This is a genomic window from Vagococcus intermedius (assembly GCF_029144185.1).
GTDB lineage: Bacteria > Bacillota > Bacilli > Lactobacillales > Vagococcaceae > Vagococcus_D > Vagococcus_D intermedius.
The window spans coordinates 362,694-388,302 of the sequence record NZ_CP110232.1; the positions used below are offsets into that span (position 1 = coordinate 362,694).

At 33.8% G+C, this 25,609-nt stretch carries 17 protein-coding genes; 9 read left to right on the forward strand and 8 right to left on the reverse strand.

Going from position 1 to position 25,609, the window contains the following annotated elements; translation table 11 throughout:
- Positions 1 to 7: 7 nt before the first annotated feature.
- Entirely contained in the window at positions 8 to 1,447 is a 1,440-nt protein-coding gene (locus tag OL234_RS01645; RefSeq protein ID WP_275469437.1) for a helix-turn-helix domain-containing protein, read from the reverse strand.
- Between the two features lie 438 nt (positions 1,448 to 1,885).
- Between OL234_RS01645 and OL234_RS01650 the strand changes: the two genes are divergently transcribed.
- From OL234_RS01650 to OL234_RS01660, 3 genes are all read left to right on the forward strand, one after another.
- Entirely contained in the window at positions 1,886 to 2,584 is a 699-nt protein-coding gene (locus tag OL234_RS01650) for a LysM peptidoglycan-binding domain-containing protein (RefSeq protein WP_275469438.1), read from the forward strand.
- Between the two features lie 264 nt (positions 2,585 to 2,848).
- Positions 2,849 to 6,133, forward strand: coding sequence for a MucBP domain-containing protein (locus OL234_RS01655; RefSeq protein ID WP_275469439.1), 3,285 nt, complete (start codon positions 2,849 to 2,851; stop codon positions 6,131 to 6,133).
- 165 nt (positions 6,134 to 6,298) lie between these two features.
- Entirely contained in the window at positions 6,299 to 6,967 is a 669-nt protein-coding gene (locus OL234_RS01660; RefSeq protein WP_275470093.1) for an aquaporin, read from the forward strand.
- Between the two features lie 30 nt (positions 6,968 to 6,997).
- Here OL234_RS01660 and OL234_RS01665 read toward each other — a convergent pair whose 3' ends face one another.
- The 6 genes from OL234_RS01665 to OL234_RS01690 all read right to left on the reverse strand — a co-directional run bounded on the left by OL234_RS01665 (position 6,998) and on the right by OL234_RS01690 (position 13,925).
- Positions 6,998 to 7,363, reverse strand: coding sequence for a DUF956 family protein (locus tag OL234_RS01665; RefSeq protein WP_275469440.1), 366 nt, complete (start codon positions 7,361 to 7,363; stop codon positions 6,998 to 7,000).
- A gap of 87 nt (positions 7,364 to 7,450) precedes the next feature.
- Positions 7,451 to 8,416, reverse strand: a complete 966-nt coding sequence (locus OL234_RS01670) for a PTS system mannose/fructose/sorbose family transporter subunit IID (RefSeq protein ID WP_275469441.1) — start codon at positions 8,414 to 8,416, stop codon at positions 7,451 to 7,453.
- Positions 8,417 to 8,433: 17 nt separating this feature from the next.
- Entirely contained in the window at positions 8,434 to 9,237 is an 804-nt protein-coding gene (locus OL234_RS01675; protein WP_275469442.1) for a PTS mannose/fructose/sorbose transporter subunit IIC, read from the reverse strand.
- A gap of 30 nt (positions 9,238 to 9,267) precedes the next feature.
- Positions 9,268 to 10,245 (reverse strand): mannose/fructose/sorbose PTS transporter subunit IIA, encoded by a 978-nt coding sequence (locus tag OL234_RS01680; protein WP_275469443.1) that lies wholly within the window; start codon positions 10,243 to 10,245, stop codon positions 9,268 to 9,270.
- A 183-nt stretch (positions 10,246 to 10,428) separates the two neighbouring features.
- Complete coding sequence (locus tag OL234_RS01685) at positions 10,429 to 10,908, reverse strand: PTS sugar transporter subunit IIB (protein WP_275469444.1); 480 nt, start codon at positions 10,906 to 10,908, stop codon at positions 10,429 to 10,431.
- 149 nt (positions 10,909 to 11,057) lie between these two features.
- Positions 11,058 to 13,925 carry a sigma-54-dependent transcriptional regulator gene (locus OL234_RS01690; RefSeq protein WP_275469445.1) on the reverse strand — a complete coding sequence of 956 codons (2,868 nt, stop codon included), beginning with the start codon at positions 13,923 to 13,925 and terminating at the stop codon, positions 11,058 to 11,060.
- A 252-nt stretch (positions 13,926 to 14,177) separates the two neighbouring features.
- Here OL234_RS01690 and OL234_RS01695 point away from each other — a divergent pair, with 252 nt between their 5' ends.
- The 5 genes from OL234_RS01695 (at position 14,178) to OL234_RS01715 (ending at position 20,923) form a co-directional block, all read left to right on the forward strand.
- Positions 14,178 to 14,384, forward strand: coding sequence for a hypothetical protein (locus OL234_RS01695; RefSeq protein ID WP_275469446.1), 207 nt, complete (start codon positions 14,178 to 14,180; stop codon positions 14,382 to 14,384).
- 451 nt (positions 14,385 to 14,835) lie between these two features.
- A complete protein-coding gene (locus OL234_RS01700; RefSeq protein WP_275469447.1) occupies positions 14,836 to 18,531 on the forward strand; it encodes a lectin-like domain-containing protein in 3,696 nt (1,231 codons plus the stop codon).
- Positions 18,532 to 18,536: 5 nt separating this feature from the next.
- Positions 18,537 to 19,022: an LPXTG cell wall anchor domain-containing protein gene (locus tag OL234_RS01705; protein WP_275469448.1), complete on the forward strand. Its 486-nt coding sequence runs from the start codon at positions 18,537 to 18,539 to the stop codon at positions 19,020 to 19,022.
- Between the two features lie 2 nt (positions 19,023 to 19,024).
- Positions 19,025 to 19,837, forward strand: coding sequence for a WxL domain-containing protein (locus OL234_RS01710; RefSeq protein ID WP_275469449.1), 813 nt, complete (start codon positions 19,025 to 19,027; stop codon positions 19,835 to 19,837).
- 66 nt (positions 19,838 to 19,903) lie between these two features.
- Positions 19,904 to 20,923: a DUF3324 domain-containing protein gene (locus OL234_RS01715; protein WP_275469450.1), complete on the forward strand. Its 1,020-nt coding sequence runs from the start codon at positions 19,904 to 19,906 to the stop codon at positions 20,921 to 20,923.
- Positions 20,924 to 20,949: 26 nt separating this feature from the next.
- Here the strand turns inward: OL234_RS01715 and OL234_RS01720 are convergent, their stop codons facing one another.
- Entirely contained in the window at positions 20,950 to 22,446 is a 1,497-nt protein-coding gene (locus tag OL234_RS01720; protein ID WP_275469451.1) for a helix-turn-helix domain-containing protein, read from the reverse strand.
- 971 nt (positions 22,447 to 23,417) lie between these two features.
- Between OL234_RS01720 and OL234_RS01725 the strand changes: the two genes are divergently transcribed.
- Positions 23,418 to 25,580, forward strand: a complete 2,163-nt coding sequence (locus tag OL234_RS01725; protein WP_275469452.1) for a glucosaminidase domain-containing protein — start codon at positions 23,418 to 23,420, stop codon at positions 25,578 to 25,580.
- The last annotated feature ends 29 nt before the right edge of the window (positions 25,581 to 25,609 follow it).

Below are 25,609 nucleotides of genomic sequence, written 5' to 3' on the forward strand. Positions count from 1 at the left end.
GCTAAGGCTACTTCTTTTTTTTATTTTGGGTATTATTATCTTTCGAGAGATAAAGAACAGTAATTTTTAAAAAAAGTGATTCCAAAGCTAAGGGATCAAATAAATCAGGCATAAAAAAATAAGGTTCAGTCGATTGAGTTAAGTCGACTTGATCGGTAATGATAATATCAGCAAGTGTATCTGAGCTAATAAACTTAATAGTATTTTCATTAAAGAGTGTGGTAATTGTTTTTTTAAATAGCGTCTCATAAGGAAGTTGAGTGCTTAATTCAATTTTTATGTTCAATTTAATGACGTGATTGGGGCAAGTCATTCTAGCTAAATAAGTAAGATTATTGATTGGATAATAGGAACAATCTTTTTCTAACAAAATAGCTAGATTAGGGTTTAAATTTTGATTATTTGAAAGCTTGAAAGGATCGGGTAAAATAGTTAATTGAAAAAAATGTTGAAAGTTAGTCCCAACCATTTCTAATGATAGTTGTTGTAAACAAAGCAAGTAAGCTATTTCATGATAAGTTGTATCTTGTGGTACAGATTTTAATGCGAGTAATGTAGTAATTCGATTTTTATAGGCTTGAATAGAGGGGTGCTCTAGTTCCATAAATTTTTTCCCGATTATTTCACGTTTCTGATTACTAATAAGATAAGGGGCTATGAGATGAATCATCAAATTTAAAAATTTATCGGATTCGGGCAACCAAAGGCGTTTCTTTTGATTAGGAATTAATAAGTTATGCTCAGAAAATAAGATATTACTTAAGCTTTTGTATAAAGCAGAGTCACATACGATATGATCGTTTTTGGCAAAGTAATTATAAGCAGTATGTTGTAATAATTTTAACTTTATGTGAGGGTGTTCGATAAAGGGATAATTGTCTAATGAAACGAAATTTAAGGGGCTTTGGATAAATCTAGGTGCCATCATTTTAGGATCAACTAAAAATAAATAAGACCATAACAAATACTGAATAAAAAATAATTTGATCTGATTTCCTTCCCAATGTATCATATGGTTTTTTTGTGATAGACGAATATAATATGGTTTTAAAAAGTTGTTAATTTTTTTTATGAGCTTATTAAAATAACTATGAGATAGATTAAGCTTGTTTAGCAATTGTAGAGTGGATTGCGATTGTTGATAAAGCATTTCAGAAAGTATCTGATAGATGGGTGATAGGCATGAATATTTTTGAATTAATCTTGCCATTAAATCATAGACTGAATAATCGGGATGTTTGTTTAGAAAAATCTGTTGTTTCTTTATAGATATATAGTAGATGGTGTCTTCCTGTGTGGTATTTAAATCATAATTAAGATTATTTACATAGCGATGAAGGGTATCTTTTGTGACATTTAATTCTTTTCCAATAGTGTGATAAGCATGTTTTTTATTATCTGCTAAATAAGCCAACAAATTCAATTGATTATATTCATTGGTCTTCAATATTAGTGTTAGCATGGGAGTATTTCCACCTTTCAATTAGAATAACTTTAAGTTTGGAGAATAGACTTTAAAAAGTCTACTAAAATACTTTTAGTTTAAGTTATAATAACTGAAATTAATGTCAGACTTTTACTATTTTTTTCAGTGAATTAAAGATAATTTTTAGTTAAGAGCGGTGTACTCTTATTTTTTATAAAGAAAAAATATTTATTGAAATATATGAAATAAAGGAAAGGAAGCTTGATTTAACAAGCTTTTTTCCGAAAAAAACTTGTTAAACCAGGATGAAATGGTGCTAATATTTCATGAGCAACCTAATAAGAGATGTAATAGCAAACAAAGTGTAACCTCCGTGTAATACGGCTATGTTAAATTATGTCTATTGAAAAATAAAAATAACTTATAACTAATAGATGAATTTACGGAGGATTTAAAATTATGTCAGTAAAAAAAATGATGATGTCAACAGCAATCTTAGGTAGTGTGTTAGCTAGTGGTTTAGTAGCGATGAACGCTAGCGCAGATAGTATTTATACTGTTAAAGGTGGAGATTCTTTATCTGAAATTTCTTACCGTTTAAATGGCGATTCTGGTTTAGTAGCAGAATTAGCGGAAATGAATAACATAAAAAATGTTGACCTGATATTTGTTGGTCAAAAATTAAACTTAAGTATTGATGGAACAGTAAAGCCAGCGACAACTGAGGATATTAAAAATAATCCAGAAGTAGACTCACCAGAAGAGGCATTAGTAGATAAGGATGCGCAAATTGAAACAGCTTTAAAAGAAGCACCTGAAGAAGTGAAAGAAGAAATTAAAGAAGAAATTAAGGACAAAGCTCCAAAAACTAACTCAAATACGCCGTGGTCAACTCAAACAACGTCAACAGGGCACTTTACTTATTATGATGCAACACCTGCTCAAGGATGGGGAAATGGTGATTTTACAGCTGATGGAACATCGACGCGTACAAACGGTGGCCGAGATGAAAATGGCTATTTAATAGTAGCGGCTGATCCAAGTATCTATTCAATGGGTCAAAAGATAGAAACACCATGGGGAACAGGTGTTGTTCATGATACAGGCGGAGCTATTAAAGGTTCTGGACGTTTTGATGTATTACGTCCTACAAATTAAAAAAAGAGTAAAAAGAGTAGCGAAAGCTGCTCTTTTTTTAGTATAGTTACCTTTTTTAGATGACTTTTAAACAAAAACAGTCTATTAAGTTTGTTTTTATAAAACTTAATAGATACAAAATAGAAAAAAGTTGCAACTTGCTAAGTTTGGGTGTAAGATAATAGTCGACATTAAGAAGAGGCTAGTAAATCAGCCTATAAATAACGCAATAAAATTGTCAGAGATAGTGGCATTTGATATGATAAATTTAAGGAGTGGTGACTTATGAAGAAATTTTTATTTTCAACAGCTGTTTTATTATTGCCTCTTTGTGCAACTAATATCACTGTAGAAGCCAATGAAGTAACAGTAGATTACGTTTATGAAGGTCAAACAATTCGTTCAGATAAATATCAAAAAGAAGAAGGCCGTTTATTCAATCATTTAGACCGTTTAGACGCTTTAAATGAACAAGGTAAGGGAATTGACTATCAAGATATCAAAAAAGGCCAGACGACCTATGTGGTTCAACCTGGAGAGGCTTATATTTCAGATGTTGTGAAAGGAAATCCAACTTATCAAATTGCGCTAAATAAAGTGGAATTAGATGAAGATGATGCACACGGCTTTTTATTTCAGGCTAAATCAAAAGAATTCCCAGAATTAGATGCTCCAATTATGGGTTTTTCAAACTTTATTAGTGTACCTGAAGATGAGGATGTTAAAGCCAATGATTTATTAGACGAGTTACATAAACAAGTCGATTTACCAGTCGAAGGGACACCTAACATTAGTGAGTCAAAAGATATCACTGTTATTAAAGAAAAATATAGCGGTACAGAAGTTAAAAAGACGATTAAATACCTTGACGTAGAAACAAAAGAAGAAGTGGCGCCAAGTAAGGAAGTATCCTTTTTATCATCACTCAATCATGAAGAAGAAGTGCCAGAAATAACAGGGTATAAAGCCTTGGAAGAACATGTGATTGTTGGTGAAACGAGTGACGATACAATTGAAATTCCGTATATCAAAAAGGAAAAAGTCGTGATTAGTTATTTAGATGAAGAGGGAAAAACTTTAAAACCATCTAAAGAAGAAGAAGGTTTAGCAGGTGATGATTTATTAGCTGAACCACTTGATATTAGTGGCTATGAGTTGCCAGAATCAGTCGAAAAGAAAATTGAACATGGTGAAGATAATAAAGTAGAATTTATCTATAAAAAACCAGCTGCGCCTATCCATATTAAGTATGAAGATACGAGCGGCAAAGAAATTCAACCAGAAACCGTTCTTGAAGGTGAAAAAGGTGAAAAAATTAAAGTTGACGTAGCAGAACTTGAAGGCTATGATTTTGTCAAAAGTGATCATAAAGAGTCAATCACTATTAGTACTGACGAACAAACGGTTAAATTAATCTATAAAGAACTGTCAGAAAAAGAGTCAGATAAAGGCGAAGAGCCAGATGAAGAAAAAGCTGATAGAGAAGAAACAACTTCTTCATCCGAAGAAGAAAAAGAGGAAACAACTTCCTCATCCAAAGAAGAAAAAGAGGAAGCAACTTCCTCATCTAAAGAAGAAAAAGAGGAAACAACTTCTTCAAGTACAGAAGATGATAAGTTAGCGAGTGATGATGAAGACAAAATCTCAAATGAGTCAACTCACTCTTCAGAAAAAGGTAGTAATAAAGAGTTAACAGGTCTGTTAGGTCAAAAAGATCCTAAAAAAACAGGCCAAATTACAATTAAGTATGTTGATGAGGCAGGCAAAAAACTGAAAGAAGCCGAAATCGTGACAGGTAAAGTCAATCGTTTGAAAGTTGTAACTCCAACATATATCAAAGGGTATCTATTTGATCAAGCTGATCAGGATCGCTCTATGAGATTTTCCGAAAAACCGCAAACGATCACCTTAACTTATAAAAAAGTAACACTTGGTAAAGAAGATGGACAACCAATCATCGTGCGTTATGTCGATGAAGAGGGCAAAGAAATTAAAGACCATGAAGTAGTGATTGGTAAAAAAGGTCACAAAGAAACGCTTAGAGCACCAGGTATTGAAGGCTATGTTTTGAGTAAAGATGACAAGATTATCAAGCGTGTGACAGTCACGGATAAAGAGCAAGAGGTGACGTTTACTTATAAACATAAAACTGAAAAACAAGGGCAAGTCGTTGTTAAGTATGTCGATGCTTTTAAGCCAACAAAGGAACTGTCTGAGAGCGAAATTGTAACTGGTAAGATTGGTGACACATATGACGTATCTGGTTCAACTTATAAAAAAGATATTTCTGGTTATAAATTTAAGCGAATACGTCATGATAATGGAACAGGTGAATTTGGTCGTAAATCAACACGTGTTGTGTATGAGTATGAAAAAATTGACACGACTAAAATGACAGTGACGTTTGAAACATTAAGTGGTAAGAAAGTTAAAGACTCTATAGTGATTGAAGGTGAGACTGGCGATAAGTATGATTTAAATCAATATGCTGTCGATATTCCAGGTTATCATTTAGTTAAAAGTCCACGTAATATTGAAGGGGAATTTGGCCATAAGGATCGCACTAGAAAGTTTATCTATACGCCAAATCATGTCGTCGTAAAACACAAAATTTTAGGTGGCGAGACCTTTAAAACTGAAAAACTTAAAGGATTAACAGGTGAGTCTTATAGTACGACTAAACAAACCCGTGAGGGCTATCACTTAGTGAATATCCTTGGAAATACTGAAGGGGAATATGGTAAGGCTCCAAAAGAAGTTATTTATCTTTATGGAAAAGATATTCCCGGTAAAGTCAAGGTTCATTACTTAAGCCTTTTAGGTAAGGAATTAGCACCAGTTGAGACTTTAACAGGTAAACAAGGGACTAACTATACCACAACTGCTAAAGAATTTGATGGCTTCAAATTAGTTAAAATCCCTCATGATGCAACTGGGACTTTTAGATTATTACCAGGGCACGTCTTTTATGTTTATCGTCCAACCTTGGCAGTCCCAACAATTGACAGTACGGTTAAAGTCAAATATGTGGACCGTTTAGGTCGGAGTATCGCTCCTGATGAAAAATTAACAGGGAACCCTGGGGAATCATATCTGACATCAGCTAAAGAAATTGCGAATTACCGTCTAATAAAAACCCCATTTAATGCTGAAGGGACTTTCCGTAAGGGCCATCAAGTAGTCATTTATATGTATGACAAAGACCGTAATCTAGCTGGAAGTTTATCAAGCCACTTACCAAAATTAAGTGATAAAAAATGGTCGATTACAGACCGTAAAGGGAAAAACCTTCTAAGTGGTAAAGGGTCACTATCAAATCGTGATTTGGGTAAATTACCTGGTGGAAACTTTAAAGCAAAATTCTCTGGTTTAGATAAAAATGGTAAAAAATTTAAGACAGCAAAGGATTTCTCATTACCAAATAGCAATAAACGTAGTTCTGGTTACAGTAGACTGCCGCAAACAGGTGAAGAGAAAAATACAACTTATATTGCCGCGGGTGGTGCGATCGTGATAAGTGCCGGTTTGATTGCAATCTTGCGACGTAAAAACAAAAAAGAAGATAAATAAATGTCTAAAAAGAGACCTTACTGACTAGTAGGGTCTCTTTTTTTGATATTTCTATAATAAAACTACTAATATTTATGAAAATGTATATGAAAAATATTGTGTTTGTTTCATTATTAGATTACAATTAACGTATAAAAAAATAAAGGAGATGATAGTATGACAAATATGTCAAAAAAAGTAATTGCTGAAATCATCGGAACCTTTGTACTTGTTTTATTTGGTACAGGTACTGCTGTTTTAGGTGGAGGTGCTGAAGGTGTAGGGATTTTAGGAGTTGCTTTTGCTTTTGGTTTATCAATCGTAGCGATGGCTTATACAATCGGTGTGGTTTCAGGTTGTCACGTTAACCCAGCTGTTACTATTTCAATGATTGTCAACAAACGTATGGATGTGAAAGAAGGATTAGTTTATATTATTAGTCAAATCGTTGGAGCTATTTTAGGATCATTAACATTACAATACTTCCTTTCAACATCAAAACTAGCTACTGATAACTTAGGACAAAATTCATTTGGTGATTTAGGAGCCGTTGGTGCTTTTATCGCGGAAACAATTTTAACATTTGTTTTTGTTTTAGTTATTGTAACAGTGACTGGTAAACATGGTATTAACAAAATGGAAGGCTTAATCATTGGGTTTACTTTAATTTTAATTCATTTATTAGGTATTCCACTTACAGGAACATCTGTTAACCCTGCACGTAGTATTGGACCTGCCTTATTAGTAGGCGGCGAAGCACTATCACAATTATGGGTATTTATTGTGGCTCCAATCGTTGGTGGCGCATTAGCAGCTTTAGTTGGTAAATTTGTTTTATCTTCAGAAGAAGCTTAAATAAAAAAAACACGTCTTAGACGTGTTTTTTTATTTGTGTTTTTTTCGGTTAAGTAAACTTTTAAAATTATTATTAGCTTGACGTAATTTATCACTACCTAGATGTTCACGCATAATAATGAGTGCTTGTTTGGTATTGCTAGTAACAAAAGAAAGCATTTGCTGATCATCAGTATAAACATCAAAGCCTCTAATATAGCGTCCATGAAAGAGGACATGGGCCTTTACTACAACAATATTTTCCCAAGGTATTTGAATAAAACCTATGCCGTTAACAGCTAAAAATTCGATTCCTTTCTCCCCTAAGGAAAGCATCCCTTTTTTAGGTGAGATGGGATTAATTAAAGAATTTGCTTTCACTACCAGCTCAATTTCTGTATTAAAAGTTGCGGTCATTGTTTTAAAATCATCCTTTCTGTCGGAGAGTTAATATGTTTAGTCTAACAAAAAAACGGTGGGAAAGCATCCCAACCGTTTTTTTACTTAAGCAAAGATTCCTAAAACATAACCCAAGATACCTACAACGAATAAACCGAAGATGATAACAATAGGGCTAACTTTTTTACGTAATAAATAGATACATAAGAACGTTAATAATAGTGGCATTAGACCAGGGATTAGTTGATTGAAAATATCACCAAGTGTTGTGACTTGTTCACCTGAAATACTACGACCTTGTTGAATCTGAGCTGCAACTTCTCTAATTTGGCTTGTTTCTAATTTGCCTTGATTAGCACCAGAAATTAAAGAAGTGAAATCAACAATTTTATCCGCATCTTGTGCATTTTTTGCTGGATCAAAGACGACTTTTGAGACAACGGTTGGAAAATTCATGGTTGTCCAACGTGGGACAAGTACCCCCATGATAAACATACCTAATATTGAAGCACCTTGTGTGATTTTTTGCATCACACCGCCACCTAAGTTTTGGGTAATGTTAGAACCTTGACGATAACCAAGTTCTTGTGTGTTCCAAAGGAAGCCCATACGAATTAAATTCCATGCTAGGAAGAAAATAATAGGTCCCATAATATTACCTGATAAAGCCATTGAAGCGGCAAATGCACCTAATACTGGACGGATTGTTCCCCAGAAAATCGGATCACCGACACCAGCAAGTGGGCCCATCATACCGATCTTAACGCCCTGGATAGCGGCATTATCAATTTCTGCACCTGCTGCTTTTTCTTCTTCAAGTGTTAAGGTTACCCCTAAGATTGGAGAAGCTAAATATGGATGTGTATTGAAAAATTCAAGATGACGTTTTAATGCCTCAGCACGGTCTTCTTTAGTTGTATATAATTTTTTTAGAGCTGGAATCATTGCATAAGCCCAGCCAACATTTTGCATCCGTTCATAGTTCCAAGAAGCTTGTAAGAATTGGCTTCTCCAGAACACTGATAAACGGTCTTTTTTCGTTAATTTATATGAATTATTTTGTTCTGCCATTGTCTTGTCGCTCCTTTTTAATAGTCATTTAAGATGTCATCTAATGGATCGCCACCAGATGAGTTATTGTTACCACCGTTGTTATTGCCACCATTAAATTCAGGTGCAAGTTGTAAATAAACTAAAGCTAAAACAACACCGATAAGTCCCATTGCAATTAAGTTCAATTCTGAAACAGCAGCTAGGGCAAATCCTAAGAAGAAGAAAGGCCATAATTTAGGTGTTGCCATCATATTGATAACCATAGCATAACCAACAGCTACAATAAAGCCACCAGCTACAGCTAAGCCACCAGTTACCCAATCAGGGATGGCTGCCAAACCTGTTGTAACAGCAGTTGCAGGTACGGCTAAGATGATAGCAGCTGGAATCACAATACGAATTCCTTGTAAACATAGAGCAATCATATGAAACATTTCAACACCACGGAATGACCCTTCACGAGCTTTTTTATCTGCTCCATGAGCCAAACCAACAGTGATTGAACGAACAAAAATAGTTAATACTTGTCCAGCTACAGCTAATGGAATCGCAAGGGCAATCCCTTCACTGACGCTAGCACCTTTCATGGTTACTAAAATCGCAGCTGCAATCGAAGCAAGTGCGGCATCAGGTGCAACGGCAGCTCCGATATTCATCCAACCTAAGGCGATTAATTGTAGAGTTCCTCCTAAAAATAAACCTTCAGCCATATGGCCAGTTGCTAAACCAATAAGGGTACACGCAATAATTGGTTGATGAAATTGAAATTCATCTAATATTCCTTCCATTCCGGCTAAAAATGCGACCAGGATGACTAGGGTTACTGTAATAATAGACATTATCTATTCCTCCTATTTATAAATATGAAATTATTTTTTTACCATGCCAGTTTTGTCTAACAATTCCCACAAATTCTTTGGTGAGTCATTTGGCACTTTACGAACATCAAATTTAATTCCTTGATCGCGTAAATATTCAAATGATTCGATGTCTGCTTTATCGACAGATAAAACATTATTCACCATAATTTTACCTTCTGAATGAGCCATGGAACCGACATTAATCTCAGGTAATTCAACGCCACCTTTCACGACTTTAGCAACATCTTCAGGTGTTTCAAATAATAATAAGGCATTTGTTTTACCAAAACGAGGATCTTTGGAAATCTCAATCATTTTACTGATAGGGATGACATTGGCTTTGACTCCCGGTGGAGCAGCTTGCGTGATTAATGTTTTACGTAAGTCATCTTTAGCGACGTTGTCTGATACAACGATGATACGTGTAGGATTGACATTACGTGTCCAAGCCGTTGCGACTTGTCCATGTAAAAGACGAGAATCAATACGAGCTAAGCCGATTTTGATTTTGCCATCTCCCACGACAGTCCCTTCCGGTAAAGCCTGTTGAATTTCTTCAACTTTTTCAACTTTTTCTTCTTCAGGTTCTAGTTCCTCAGGTTTAGCCTTAACACCTTCTTTGGCAACCGTTAAAATATGTGACGCAATTTCATGAGCAGATGTCATTGAAAAGCGTGAAGCATAAGTTTCTATTAACATAGGTAAGTTTAAGCCACTGACCATTGCCCACTTATCTTTGTGATTTTCCAAAAGGTTATTTGCCTGGTTAAAAGGTGTTCCTCCCCATAAATCGACTAAGAATAATACTTCATCTTCTGCATCAAATGTTGCAATTGCTGCTTCCATTTTTGCTTTTAAATCTTCAGGACCTTCGCTAGGCATCAATGTCACTGCGTGAACTTTTTCTTGTTCACCAAAAATCATTGAACCCGATTGTAAAATTCCATTGGCGAATTCCCCATGACTAGCAAGAATAATTCCTACCATATTTGTTACCTCCTATTAAATTCATATGTCTAGTGCTATCTAATTTTTCAAACTTTAGTGCTCTAATCAATAATTATCAGTAAAATAAAATAATAATAGCTTTTTTATCAGTGATTTAACACAATGAAAGTTGAAATAGTTGAAACCATGAAGCCGTTAGTTAAGTGGGCATCACCTCCTTTTCTATTTTTTTAGTAGCTCAATTAAGTTGACCTTGCTATCGGCAACAACTTTTCGTATTTCTAATTCAATGCCTTCTGAGGCAAGATAGTCAAAAAAATGTTTATCAGTCTCATCAATAGCTACAGCGTTAGTAATCATCCGTTTGCCCTGTGAAAAGCTAATGCCGCCAATATTAACAGAAGTAAAAATGACGCCGCCTTGATGAACTCGTGCGACATCTTCTGGATTAGTAAAGAGTAACATCGCTTTAAATTTGGAAAAACGCGGATCCGGGTAAACCTCAATCATTTTAGCTACAGTGATGACATTTACTTTCACACCAGGTGGGGCAGCTTGAATTAATAATGATTTTCTTAAATTATCATAGGCGACAGTATCACTAACAACTAAAATTCGATTAATATTACAGGCTTTGGTCCAAACAGTTGCGACTTGTCCATGTATTAAACGGTCATCAATTCTAACTAAGCGAATATCCATAAGAGAGCTCCTTTAATAAAAGTAGTTACTTATTATTAATGCAAGAATCATGCCAAAAAATAAATAAAGTGTTAAACGGTGTCATAGAGGGGACAGGAGATAATAAAAAAACAGGATCAACACACTAATTAGTGTATTGATCCTATTTATTATAGTGTATCGTCGAATAGTGTATCATCAAAATCTGTTTTATTTTGTGTATTCTTAACTAACTGAACAATATAATAGATCTCTTCTTTTGGAAATTGAATGCCTAAAATATGATTAAGTTGTTCTAATTGTTTGGCTATAGAATGATAAAGCAGCTCATCTGGTAATGATCCCAACTCTTCAGGAGTGAGCGTTAAAGTATCTAATCGGATAATACGTTCTAGGGCGCCGGCTAGATGCATGGTTAAATTAATATGAAAGGAGTAACTTGTTGCCAATTGTAGTGTATTTTTTAGAGTGTTGGAAAACTCCCATAAAGGGTCAATCATTTTTTTAGGGTTAATAAAAGAAAAACTTTGTTCCATATACTCAATACAAATATTACGTGCTGTCAACTCATCGACATCTTCTGTCACGAGTTGAGTATTGGATAGTAACTGTTTAATGATGGTCGTTGATTCACTTAAAAAGAAGGACTCCATAGTAATAAATGGGACATTTATTTTAGGGTCAGTAATTCCTGTCGTCGCAATAATCCGATAGTTGGCTTCAATTTTTGGTAGCATTTTTTTGATGTCCAAAACGGACAAAGGAATGACTTCAATTTCAATTTCTGATTGTGTTTTAACTGATGTTTCAATCATTTCTTTCATACGTTGTGCCGTTCCTTCTCCAGAAGCACAAATTGCGATAATGGCTCTGGGTTTATGACCTAAGGCAATATCAAGCTTTTTATTGGTTGATGTAGAAGCATAACCATGAAAATTTTTTAATAAGTCATATAAATCTTTTAATTGTGTTCCTAATAATGAGGTCTTACGAGCCGCTTCTAACACGATAGGCGTAGTGACCATATCAATTGTTTTAATTGGAATGGCTGTTTGTTTTGTGATTTCTTCCGAAAAAGTTGCAAGAGATCCCATATCTACTAACAAAATAACCCCATTTCCTTCGTTAACATTTTTAACTTCTGCAATTATTTTAGTAAGAGCTTCATTTGGTGACATTTCGAGAGGCATATCAACAGCCCTCAAATTAGTGGCATTTAATAATTTTGTGACAACTTGGACCATACTAGAAGCTGTACTGTCACCATGAGCTGCAACAACAATCCCAATACGTCCATTTTTTTTATTTTCACTTAAAGAGATCAGTAAAACTGCTAGATAATAACTTTCAGATTGTGGCACATTGATTTGGAAATAACTTTCAATCATTTCTTTTATTTCTTCTGAAACCGCCAATTCTTTGGGGTAACCTAAGACCATATTTTGAATATTTTCATTTAATTCCAGTTGCAGTTTCTCACCGTTTTGAGACCGTTTTAAAAAGGAACTAATATGTAGACTCATGGCATAGATAAAGTTAGTTTGAAAATGTTGGCCTAATCGTTGTTGTGCGAGTAAATAAATATCTTTTGTGATATCAATAACAGTTTGATCGACTATTTCGACTAATTTGTTTTCAGTATCAAAGGTGAAGCCATGGTTTTTATAAAATGACTTTAGATGGACATTGATGTCAGTAGTAATAAAATTATTAATAACCTCTTGATCAACGCCATCTTCTTTTAAAACAGCGGCTTTGTCCCCAATAATTTCATATAGGTTATAAGGTAATTCATAGCTATCAGCCTCAAAGGTTATTAAATCACCATTAGGAACAACCGTAAGTTGGGGCTCTAAATGTTTTGATAACTCAGCTAAGGCGTCACGATTACTTGCTAATTGTAGTAACCCTTCTTTAATAGAGTCTGTTAATTGATCCATGGTAATGGTTAACTCTGGAAGATCCATTTGTTTTAAAAAAGCTCGAGCCGTGATTAATTGAGAATTAGATTTTAATTGTCCAACATTTCCATAAGAAACACTACCGATAAGTGACTTAACGACATCTTCAGATAAAGTTATTTTTCGTTGAATACGGGTAGCTTCCATCGACATCATTAATTTTAATAAATCAATTTTTTCGCTAGCAGGGCGATTGGTGAAATGTGGAAGCTGAATAATAATTGGGATTCTTCTGACGAAAGTATTTAGTAGTGATGAGGTGGTGCTTTCAGTAGTGGCACAGATAACTCTGACATTAGCTTTTCGTGTTTTAGAGGTTTCTCCAAGGCGGGCATAAGTGCCATGATCTAAGAAATAAAATACCATTTCTTGTCCTTCGGGTGGCAAACGGTGGACTTCATCTAGGAAAAGGATGCTACCATCAGCTTCATGAATAATACCATCTTTAGCTTTCAGTGCCCCAGTAAAAGAGCCTGCAGCGTAACCAAAGAGATGGGACATTAATAGTTCAGGGTTGTGAGCATAGTCAGCACAGTTAAAAACAATCAATTCTTTTGTCGGATCAATTACTTTATTGAGTTTGGCAAATTGAAACATAGCATGGGCAAAATAAGTTTTACCAGATCCAGTTGGCCCGATAATTAAACAGTTTAATCCTTTTGGCGGATATAAAATAGCCGCTTTAGCTTGTTCGACTGAATTTTTCATACTCCCATTGGAACCAATCATTTTGTTAAAAATATCGTTATTTGTTAGAGCTGTTTTTTTGTTCTTTTCCCCTTTTAGAGTGGTAATTTGTTTGGTATTTGGTTGTTCTAAATAACTTTTCACCGGTTTGGTTAAGGCTTTATGTTGGAAAGCTGAAATAGTAGCATATCTAACTGGACGACCGTCAATTTTTCCGATTAAGCCATCTCTGACCAATTTGTTGAGGTCTTTACTAACGTTACTACGTTGGATATTAAAGTAGTCGGCGATAACAGAGGTTGTCAATCCAGCCCCTTCCTCTAATTCGGCAACCGTTAACTGCTGAGTTTGTTTTTTGACATAATGATAAATTCGCTCGTACCGTTTCATTAAAGCAACTCCTTTAATACTAGTCATAAAATCACTAGTATTACTGTATTGTTATGTCTGTAGTGTATCATTTTAAAAGAGGTGAGCCAATATTTTTATCTATTAATCGGTTGTAATAGTAGGATAGAATATGAATTTACTCTATATATGGTGAGATAATTTTGTTTTTTTGGTCAAAAGTTGTTTCTATTATTTGCTATACTCAGTGGGAAAACTTAGATAAATTAGCAAGTATGCTTAGGGGGGAAAAGTATGAATGTCGATAACTATTTTAATGATTATATGATAATACGTGTTTTTTTTGAAGGAGAATCTCAAATGTTTAACCGTCTATTGATTGTACCTTTAGAAGTTGAAGTAGAGGAGTATCAACGATTACTTTCTAATAAGTTGAAAGATAGTGGAGTAAAAGTCACTAAAATAATGGAAGAAGAAAATGCGTGGTCGCTAATCAAATAAAAAAGACACGACAAGAGAGATGACTCTTTTGTCGTGTCTTTTTTCATTTTAAAAGATTCCCAGAAGGTCGGAGAATTAGTGAAAAACACCACTTGTTATTTTTTTGTCATTTTTATTTAAAAAAACAATTATTAGAAAAAGAAAAATAAGTATAGTTTCGTAAAAAAGTATCCAAAATATGCCTATTTTTTTAACGTGAAAATGGTTTAAAAGGAATGCGTTTAAAAAAGTGTCTATTAATGAAAAAAAGATTAAAAAAATAAAAAAACAATGAAAAAATACCCTTTTTTGGTTATTTAGAAGCAAAAAAGGGTATAAAAACTAAGTGGTTTCAAGGTTTTAACTGAATGTAATTCAAAATTTCACAAATTTCCTGAGTACTTGATTTTGAAAAAAAAAAAAGTTAAAGTTTTCTAGCAAAGAGAAATATATTTGTTCTTAAGGAGGTATTATGTTCAAAAAGACCAGGTATTTACTTGCTACATCCGCTCTCATCTTATCTAGTGTTCCTATATCTCCAATAGTAGAAGGAGTTAGTATTCGAGATGCAGAAGTAAGTAACGATAAGGTAGACTTATTAGAAGATTTTGGCGTTGACTATCAATTTGTTATGTTTCATAAAGAGCTTGTTGTTGATTTATTAGAGGCGATCTGTGAAAAAATATCAGATAACAGTACTATTAACAATAGTGACTTCGAGATAACCGATATAAAAGAGTTAAAAGATTATTTTGATAGAGTTATTGTTCGAGAAACGAACGATAAAAAAGACGACTTACCAGAAGACTCTATGGATAAACTCCAAGAGCTTAGAGATGTTGTGTTAAGTTTTTCAGATATGCCAGAAGTTTTAACTTTTAAAACATTATTATTAGAAAAATATGATAGTTATGAAAAGAATTTAAAACAGAATCATGATGTCAGTCAATCTCAAGTGATAACGGAAGAAGAAGCCAAAGCCGAAGAAGAAGCCAAAGCCGAAGAAAAAGCCAAAGTCGAAGAAAAAGCCAAAGCCGAAGAAGAAGCCAAAGCCGAAGAAGAAGCCAAAGCCGAAGAAAAAGCCAAAGCCGAAGAAGAAGCCGAAGCCGAAGAAAAAGCTAAAGCCGAAGAAAAAGCTAAAGCCGAAGAAGAAGTTAAAGCCGAAGAAAAAGCCAAAGCCGAAGAAGAAGCCAAAGCCGAAGAAGAAGCTAAAGCTGAAGAAGAAGCTAAAGCCGAAGAAGAAGCCAAAGCCGAAGAAAAAGCCAAAGCCGAAGAAGAAGCCAAAGCCGAAGAAGAAGCTAAAGCCGAAAAAATCATAAAGGATAAAAAAGAAGCAAAAACGAAAAGTAAGGAAGCTTCAAATCAGAAGAAAAATATTGAAACTAGAAAAGAAGAAATAGAAAAAATTGTGGCTTCAGCGCCATCTGGTTTACGCACAACCGATTTATTCAATATTCCAAAATCTAAACATGATGGCATAGAGAATAAAACAAAAGTTATAACTAATAAAGCAACTAATACGGATGTTGTATTCGTTACGCCAGATGAAGGGGAACAAATTGGGGTCATTTGGTCAAAGCATACCTATAAATTAAATATAAAAAAAGATTTTAAAATGCGTGCAAAAATGTATTTCGGTGATAAAGGAACCGACGCCGCAGATGGGATGACGTTTACAATCCACAATCCAGGGAAAAATGAAGCGGGTTATGATGAAAATGGCGATACTATTGTCATGGGGAATGCTGGCTCTTCATTGGGAGTTATGGGAAGAGCAACTGAAACCAAAGATAAACCATGGGGAATGGCAGTACAAAATGCCTTCACTATTGAATTTGATAGTCATGTTAATGGTCAAGGATTAGATAAGGGATTTTCTGATAAGAATTTTCATATTGGAAGTTATTATCCAGCACAACAAAAATATTATGCGAATGATAAGTCTCATAAACTAAGACATGATGGGATAATTCAATATCCGTCAACAAACCACCAATCAAATGGGGAGTGGCATGATTTTGAAGTTTCATACAAAGCAGAGACTAATGAAATAACATATAAGTATGATGGTAATGAAAGAACTGTGACATTAGATGTTGATGCATTAAATCCAGCAACTGCCGAAAATGAATCCATGTTGTATTGGGGGTTTACAGGAGCTACTGGAAGTAATTCAATGACTAACGCCATCGTATTTGAAGAACTACCTGATTTAGGAAATACGCTAAATCAACAAGATGTAAAAAAAATAATCAACAATCAAGAAGAATCTGTTAATAATTCGACAGATATTGTTCAATCAGGTGATCAATTATTTTATGACTATAATATCACCTATGAACCTGGGAAGCAGGTTACAAAACAACTTCATCTTAATGCTTCGTTAAATGATTATGTAAAAGTGACGGATGACACATTAAAAAGCATCGAAGTAAAGTATAAAAGGTATGACAAATATGGAGGTGGTGAATTACTTGCGCCTCAAGGTCCTAACCCAGGAAATTATCAAGTAAATATGTCTGAAGGAGGTCTTCAATTTGAACATCTAGCTCCTTTAGGCCCGGAAGATGGGGATGATGAGTATTATGAAAGTATGACCATACGAGTACCGGTAGTTGCCGATGAAAAACATCAGCTGAAAGAACCCCTAAGGGTGAAAGATAACTTTACAGTTAGAGAGCAAGATTATCAAGATATGACAAAATTAACTAGTAAGCAAGTGAAAAAAAGTCATGTTGAATATACGATTAATCCAATAGAAGCTGAACTAGATTTAGTGGCGGTAACTGATCGTAAAGTTGATTTGAAAGAAGGCGAGTCATCACCAGCGGACTTGCATAAGACCGAATTTATTAAAGGGACAATCGTATCTAAGGGGAAGTTAGATTTAGCTAATACTAAATTAAAAATTTCTAGTAAGGATGGCGCATTAATTGATAAGGATGGGCAAGTCACGACGTTAGAAATAAACTTAACTGCGAATCAGGATACTTTTGAAGTCCCACTAGCCGACAATCGTTTAATTGCTAGTAAAGAGTTATGTTATCAATTAATGGATAAGGATGGCAAACTGCTTGTTGAAACTACTCAAAAAGTGAAAGATGCGACACCTCCTACAGGTGAACTAAGGAATCCAATTTATGTCTTACTGAATCATCTACCAAATGAAGCGGATACTTTTATTAATAAAAAAACAGATACAAATCCAGATTCTAATAATAAGGTAACTGTGGATTATACTGACAGAGATATAATTGAACAAAATGTAATGGATCCTTCTGTTATTGATGAAAATGGTAACTATAAGAAAAAAACAGTAGCTATTACTTTAAAAGATAGTGCGGGAAACAGCCTAGTATTAGAGGATAAAACAATGATTGTTTTAGAATCTGGTTTATGGATTGTTGGTAACGATGTTGAGGTGACATCAAAAGAGTTATTAAAAAATGCACCGGTTAATCCTGAGTTGATTGAAAATCGTGAGCGAGTAGACGATAAACAAGTGAGCGATATGTTAAAAGAAAAGGGCTTAAAAGGAAACTATGTTAATTTTGAGTCACAGGAAATTGAAGATGTGACAGACGCTATTCAATTACTTGATTTAGATAAGGTGAGTTATCAGCCTGGTGAGTATCTGGTTAATGCCAAATTGACTAAAGGAGAATTAACGGCAGAAGATAAGCCACTTAAACTGAAAGTCACTGATGGTACGTTGGGTATAAAGGTTGAGGGTGAATTAGTTTATAAACCAAGTATCACATCACTATTAAACCAACATTACCAAGCAACAGATGATGTGATATTGTCAGTCGATGATCAGCGCTATGCTCAAGATGGCTGGCAATTAGACGTTTCAGCGAAGCAGTTCACTAAAGTTGAAAAACAAATTCCGTTAGAGCAATTGGAACTTTTTGGGAAGTCATCAGGTGGTTTAAGCAGTATTCAGCATGAAACAGGCTTTAGTTTTACTGATAAAGCAACTAAATCATTGGCTAATAATAACTTAGCAGATGAAAAGGCTAAATTATCTATTCAATTACAAACTGCCAAAGGAACAAGCTGGGCTAAAACTAATGATCAATATCAAACAGAATTGACATGGCAATTGACACCAGATGCTAGAGATCTAGGTAAGCTATCCTTTGGGAAACCTAAGGAAAAGGAGTGAATAAAGTGACAGTGAAAAAAATAGTACTCACGACTTTATTAGGGTTGATGTTAGGAAGTTTTGGGAGCATTGCTAGTCAAGCCAATGAAATAGATGAGGTTACAACGGATGCTCAAGTTGAATTTTTGAATGATGCGCCTAAACCCTCTCCTCCAATACCGCCGGAGATTAAACCTGACGATCAAGAGAAGCCAGAAAAAGAAAAAATACCGAGTGATAATCTAGCATCGAATGACGAACTAAATAATTCTTCAATCGTTAAACCTTTAGATAAGGAATCACATTCATTGAGACCAAATAAACCACATAGTAGTTTAGATAATGGAAGTGGGAGACTCAAGGGGGAGAATCAATCTAAATGGTTAGGTTATTTCCCACAGACAGGGGAATTATCAAGCAATAAGTTACTAAATTTCGGCTTATTAGTAATACTGATAGTCGGAGTATTATATATAAAAAATAAAAAAAACAAACACAGGGAGAGTTATTAATTATGAAAAAAACACAATTCTTTAGTTTATTTATGGCAACAACTATTTTAGGGACATCAGGTGCGGTATTAGCAAATGCTGAGGAAGAAAAATCACCAACTGATGTGACAACAACAGCTAAAGTAGAATTTACAGCTAATGATACAGGTACAACACCACCAACCAATCCAGGTGAACCAGGAGGAGAAATTGAAGTACCAGAAGATGGTGGTGAATCAGGTGGTAAGGGAGCTTTGCGTATTGACTGGGCATCAAATTTTGACTTTGGTTCAAATGAAATTAAAAATAATGGGAATGATTTAAAGTTACCAGTCTTAAGAAAAGGTAATAAAAATTTAGCGCACTTTGTTCAAGTTTCTGATTTACGTGGAGCAGACAACCCAGATTGGGAATTATCAGTTCAAGCAACTTCTTTAAAGAAACAAGTTGAAGAGGGAACTAGAACCGATGGCGCAGAAATTACAGGTGCTCATATTGATTTTAATCCAGCACCTATTTTTGCAACAGGTTCAGGAAATAAAGTAGAACCAGCTGAAAAACCTGAATGGCAAACAACGAGCATTAATTTAAATGATGGAGCATCACAATCACTAGTTAGTGCAACTGGCGACGGAGCTCGTGGAACTTGGTCAATGGGAATGTCAACAAAAGTTGATGGGACAGCAATTGATTCCGATGAGGATATCCAATTAGTTATCCCTCAATCAGAAGTAGGTAAAATTCGTAAAGGGAGCTATACAGCAAAATTAAATTGGAATTTGAGTAGTACATTAGCAACAGAAGAAGCTGGATTTATGGCACCAACAACAAAATAATAAATAAAAACGAGACTGTTTAGTCTCGTTTTTTTCCGAATGAATAATAACAAGGAGAATGATGGCATGTTTAAAAAATTAACTAAATTAGTACTTGTGATGGTAGCATTGTCTAGTTTTTGCTTAGGTAAGGCAGTGTTGGCAAGTGAAAATAAATTGAATTTCACCCCGACTATCAAACAAACACCACAAAAGATGGATGATTCTCAAACTGATTTTAAATTAAAAGGTGAGGCTGGAGAGTCTGTAGAAGTAGCGGTCGAGGTGAAAAATGAAAGTAATCGGACCATTTCGTTAAAAACAAAAATGAAAGATGCCGCCACAAATAATCAAGGCGTTGTGAATTATACATCTGATCAAAGCGTTTTGAATAAAGAGTTATCGTTAGCGAAGTTAGCGAATTATTCCGAATCTTTTGAATTAAAAGGGAAAGAAAAGAAAGAAATCAAATTTAGTATTCCGTTACCTGAAAAAAACTTTTCAGGAATAGTGTTAGGTGGGTTATTGATAGAGCAGGAACCAGATAAAGAAGCTAAAGGTATGATAAAAAATGTGTTTTCTTATTCGATTCCCGTAGTTGTGGTAGAGAGTGAAGAAAATATTGAAGCTGACTTAGCTTTTAATAGTGTCAAACCTGAATTGACAGGCGGACGAAATGCTTTAAAAATCAGTTTGGATAATCCAATTAATAATTTGTTGCCAGAAGCTAAATTTCAGGTTAGTGTAACTAAAAAAGATGGAAAAGAAACACTATATAGAGATGAGATTAAAGAGGTTAATTTTGCACCTAATAATACCTTCCATCATTATGTTGATATGGGAAAAGATGCGTATAAAGCAGGCGAGTACACGGCTCATATAAAAGTCAATTCTCCATATGGTGATTGGAAATGGAATGAAGCTTTTGAAATCAAGGGTGATGTTGCAAAAAAATTAAATAAAGAATCGATTAGTGTCCAACGTATGAGTCGAACAATGAAAATAATGATAGGTATTGTTATTTTATTACTATTATTAGTACTTATTATTTTTTATATCATGCGTAAGAAATTAAAAGAGGCCCAAAATAAATCAGTTAATGAATAAAGCACGCCTTAGGCGTGCTTTTCTTTTCATATAGAAGAAATCTTTTTAATATAAGTGCTGCTTATAAAAGTAACTAATTGTTCTAACCAAATCATTTCATGAGAATTATATACATAGAAAAACTCTTGATCGGGGTGATAATTAAGTGGATTATCACTAATGACTAAATCAACATCTAATGAATTAGGTACAATTTGAATTTTTGTCTGTGAGAAAAATTCAGACAGTACTTTACGAATACTAAATTCCGTGGTGGGATTCATTGTCAAATCGATAGCTATCGTTAAAGTGCGTTTAGTATAGGTTTTTATCAGATTATTAAGGATACCAACGTATAAATCACAATGATCTTCGAGCAATTTAAACACATTAGGGTGTTTCTCTATTAAAGCTGAGGCATAAAGTCGTTTTAAAATTACTTTGGATGATGTCTGATCCTTATCTTCAAGATCAAATCCGATAGAATAATCTTGGTTATATATCAATGATACGTAGTCAGTAGGAAATAGCTCTTGAGATATTCGTAGTATAAAAATAGTATAGTGTAGGTAAAGGGAATCATTAACAGTTAAGTTGATATCTTTTGGCAAACATGAGACGATGAATTGTTCGATGATTCGCGAATCAGTGTATAATTTATTGGTTTTTAGTGACTCATCTAACATATAATTGGCTAATTCTATTTGGCTTATATTATTAGTGAATTGTAATTGGGCAAAAAAATTAAGTAATTTTCTAATATTTTTATTTTGGCTTAGGGTATCTAAATCGGTCGAAAATAAGTCGTTTTTTTCGACCATTAAACTAAGAGCCTGGTCGACATTAGGATGACTAATAGTAATGGTATCAAATTTGTCTTTTAATTTAAGCAGTTGTTTATACGCAATACTTAAGCGGTGCTTTTTCATATAGTCAAGAGAGTTGATTTGATTATAATTTAGGTATCGAGTTATCTGAGTCAATACATTGCTATCTGGATTTTGACATGAGATGGGTTCAAAGATTGTTGATAAATAACTATCTAAGTTATAGGTTAAAATAAAAATATTCCATGACTCTCCAGTAAAATGATAAACATTATTTTTAAGTCTGATTGTGACATTTGATGACTTAATAAAGCGGTTAATATCACCTATGAGTTGTTTGACATAGGGTTGAGACATATCAAGTTTTTGACATAAAAAATCAATAGAGAGATTGTTGTTTTTGACTAAAAGAAAAAGTAGATTGGCTTTGTATGATTCGCTAACTGTTTTTTGATAAATAAAATAAAGTGCTTCATTGACTTCTTTATTTGTTAATTTAGGATCGAGACTGATGTAATTGTTATCGATAAGGATAAAATCTTCTTTGTGTAATCGTGTATGAATCGCTTTAATTAAACGTAATAAAGTCGGGTGTGAAATATCTAATCTAGCAAGAATTTCTTTTGTAGAATAGTGGGTATTTTTATCTTCATTTTTCAAGAGTCTGAGTAATAGAATTTCATTAAGCTCATTTTTTTTTAGAAGTAAAGCTTCCATGTTTGCCCTCCGTTAACGTAATATTTGATTAAGTATAACATGAAGAAAAAAAAAATAAATATATCCATTTATCTTGTTTTTATCTATAAGGAAGTATTTATATTCAGTTATAGATGTTAAACAATATAAATGTCTGTTAAAAATACGTATTTTTCTTAAAGTGAACAAAAAGGCATATAATTTAGGAGGTTGTAAAAGTAATTGTTACTTAACTTTATAGGTTATTAGATAATATAGTAGGAAAAGGCTGGTTATGACTTTTTATAAAAAATACGTATTTTACAATAAAAGTTATAAGTATGTTAAGTATCTGTTATTTTATTAATTATTATTACTTGTTTTTTTCTGAATCAGTTAGCCGATATTAGTGTAATAAAAAGAAGTTATTGATAGTAGAATACAAATTATTAAAAAAATATAAAACGAGAAAAAAAAAACTGGGATTAACATGCTATACTTCGTACATACTCTATATCAACCTATACTTACCCCTAGAACTTCAAGCAGTCTATAATTAATAGATTTCTTGAAGTTCTTCTTTTTGCTCATTTATAACCTTTTTGTGTAATTGTGAATATTTTATATGGTAAAAACGAAAGAAGATGACTATTTTAAGAATATTTGTATTAAAGATTGAAAAAAATTAAATTTAATATTATTATATAGAGTGTTCTTCTTTTATTTCAAAATTGAAATCAAAATTAATAAGGAAAACTAAAAGGTATGGCTAGTTATTTTATACTAGGTATCATTGTTAAATGTAAGTTTAACAACTAAAAAAAGTAAATTTATTGTGAATGAATTGATCTAAATTAATGAATATATTAGGTTAATATGTTATGATTATAAATGCCTAAATTTAACTTTTTTTGTATAAAATGCGATATATATCTTATAGAATAATATGCTATTATTAATAAGTTGAAAAGTTTATTTAAGGAACAAAAAATATAGAATAAAAGGTGATGTAGTTGAAGAAATTAACGTTGTTTTTTGCAGCAAGTGTTTTACTTTTTAATTCATTAGCCGCACCGATGGTGACTGTTGCAGCAAGTACATCTTTTGATGAAATAGCAGAAGAGACAATTGCTTCTAATAAAGAAGAAACTGAAGAAGAAGCAGACCAAAAGGCTGAAGAAGAAACAGACCAAAAGGCTGAAGAAGAAACAGACCAAAAGGCTGAAGAAGAAACAGACCAAAAGGCTGAAGAAGAAGCGGAACAAAAAGCTCAAGAAGAAGCAGACCAAAAAGCTAAAGAAGAAGTGGAACAAAAAGCTAAAGAAGAAGCCGAACAAAAAGCTCAAGAAGAAGCCGAACAAAAAGCTCAAGAAGAAGCAGACCAAAAAGCTAAAGAAGAAGCGGAACAAAAAGCTAAAGAAGAAGCCGAACAAAAAGCTAAAGAAGAAGCTGACAAACAAGCAGCCGACCAAAAAGCTAAAGAAGAAGCAGACAAACAAGCAGCCGATCAAAAAGCTAAAGAAGAAGCTGACAAACAAGCAGCCGACCAAAAAGCTAAAGAAGAAGCAGACAAACAAGCAGCCGACCAAAAAGCTAAAGAAGAAGCTGATAAACAAGTAGCTGAGCAAAAAGCTAAAGAAGAGGCTGATAAAAAAGCCAAAGAAGAAGCTAATAAACAAGCAGCTGAGCAAAAAGCTAAAGAAGAGGCTGATAAAAAAGCCAAAGAAGAAGCTAATAAACAAGTAGCTGAGCAAAAAGCTAAAGAAGAGGCTGATAAAAAAGCTAAAGAAGAAGCTAATAAACAAGTAGCTGAGCAAAAAGCTAAAGAAGAGGCTGATAAAAAAGCCAAAGAAGAGGCAGCCAAACAAGCAGCCGAGCAAAAAGCTAAAGAAGAGGCAGCCAAACAAGCAGCTGAGCAAAAAGCTAAAGAAGAGGCAGCCAAACAAGCAGCCGATCAAAAAGTTAAAGAAGAAACAGCCCGCTTAGAAAAAGAGAAGCAATTAGCGGAACAGCAAGCTCGTAATGAAATTATTCGTCAAGAAGCTACTAATAAAGCAAGTACAACAAATTTATGGCAACCAAAAGATGGAATTATTAGTGTTTTACCTAATAAAACATCACAAGAATTTATCGATGCAATTGGTCCATTAGCAGCGGAAGTCGCAGAAGAATATGGAATTTATGCATCAGTTATGATTGCTCAAGCCTCATTAGAGAGTGCTTATGGAAATAGTGCCTTAGCTACGGCGCCTAATTATAACTTATTCGGAATCAAAGGAAGTTATGAAGGAAGAACTGCTAATTTCCAAACGCTAGAAGATTCTGGTAACGGTAGTATGTACTCAATCTCAGCTGGTTTTAGAAAATATCCAAGCTATAAGGAGTCATTAGAAGATTACGCTAAACTATTGAAAAATGGTGTTGGAGGAAATTCTAAGTTTTATGCTGGAACCTGGAAAGAAAATACGGATTCATATAAAGATGCTACTAAATTTTTAACTGGACGTTATGCAACGGATACTAGTTATAATAAGAAATTAAATGGTATTATTGAAGCTTATAATTTAACAATGTATGATAATGGTGCTAACTTTAAAACAACTAAGAATCGTTATTACATCGTGAAACCTCATGATACGTTAAATAAAATTGCTAAAAAAGAAAAAGTATCAGTGAAACAAATAATGTCACTGAATAAAAAAATTAAAAACCCTAACTTAATCTATCCAAAAGATAAATTATTGATTGAGAAAGGTCGTAAAATTACAAAACGTGGGAAATTAACCTCTACAAATGATGTTATTATCAAAGCGCGTGAATATTTGGGAGTGCCTTATGTTTGGGGTGGGACAACACCTTTAGGTTTTGACTGCTCAGGTATTGTGCAATATGTTTACCGTGATTTAGGAATTAACCTACCACGTGTTACAACTCAACAAGAATTTGCCGGTCCAGTTGTCGACTTTGATGATATGGAAATTGGTGACTTGTTATTCTGGGGTGCTCGTGGCCAAACACATCACGTTGCGTTCTATTCAGGCAATGGTCAAATGATTATGGCACCAGAACCTGGTGATGTTGTGAAAGAAGTACCAATGTCTAGTTACATGCCAGACTTTGCGGTACATATTGAAAAAAATTTAAAAAAAGTATCTGTCGGTAAAGACGATAAATAAAAAAAGCTATCCTTAGGGATAGCTTTTTT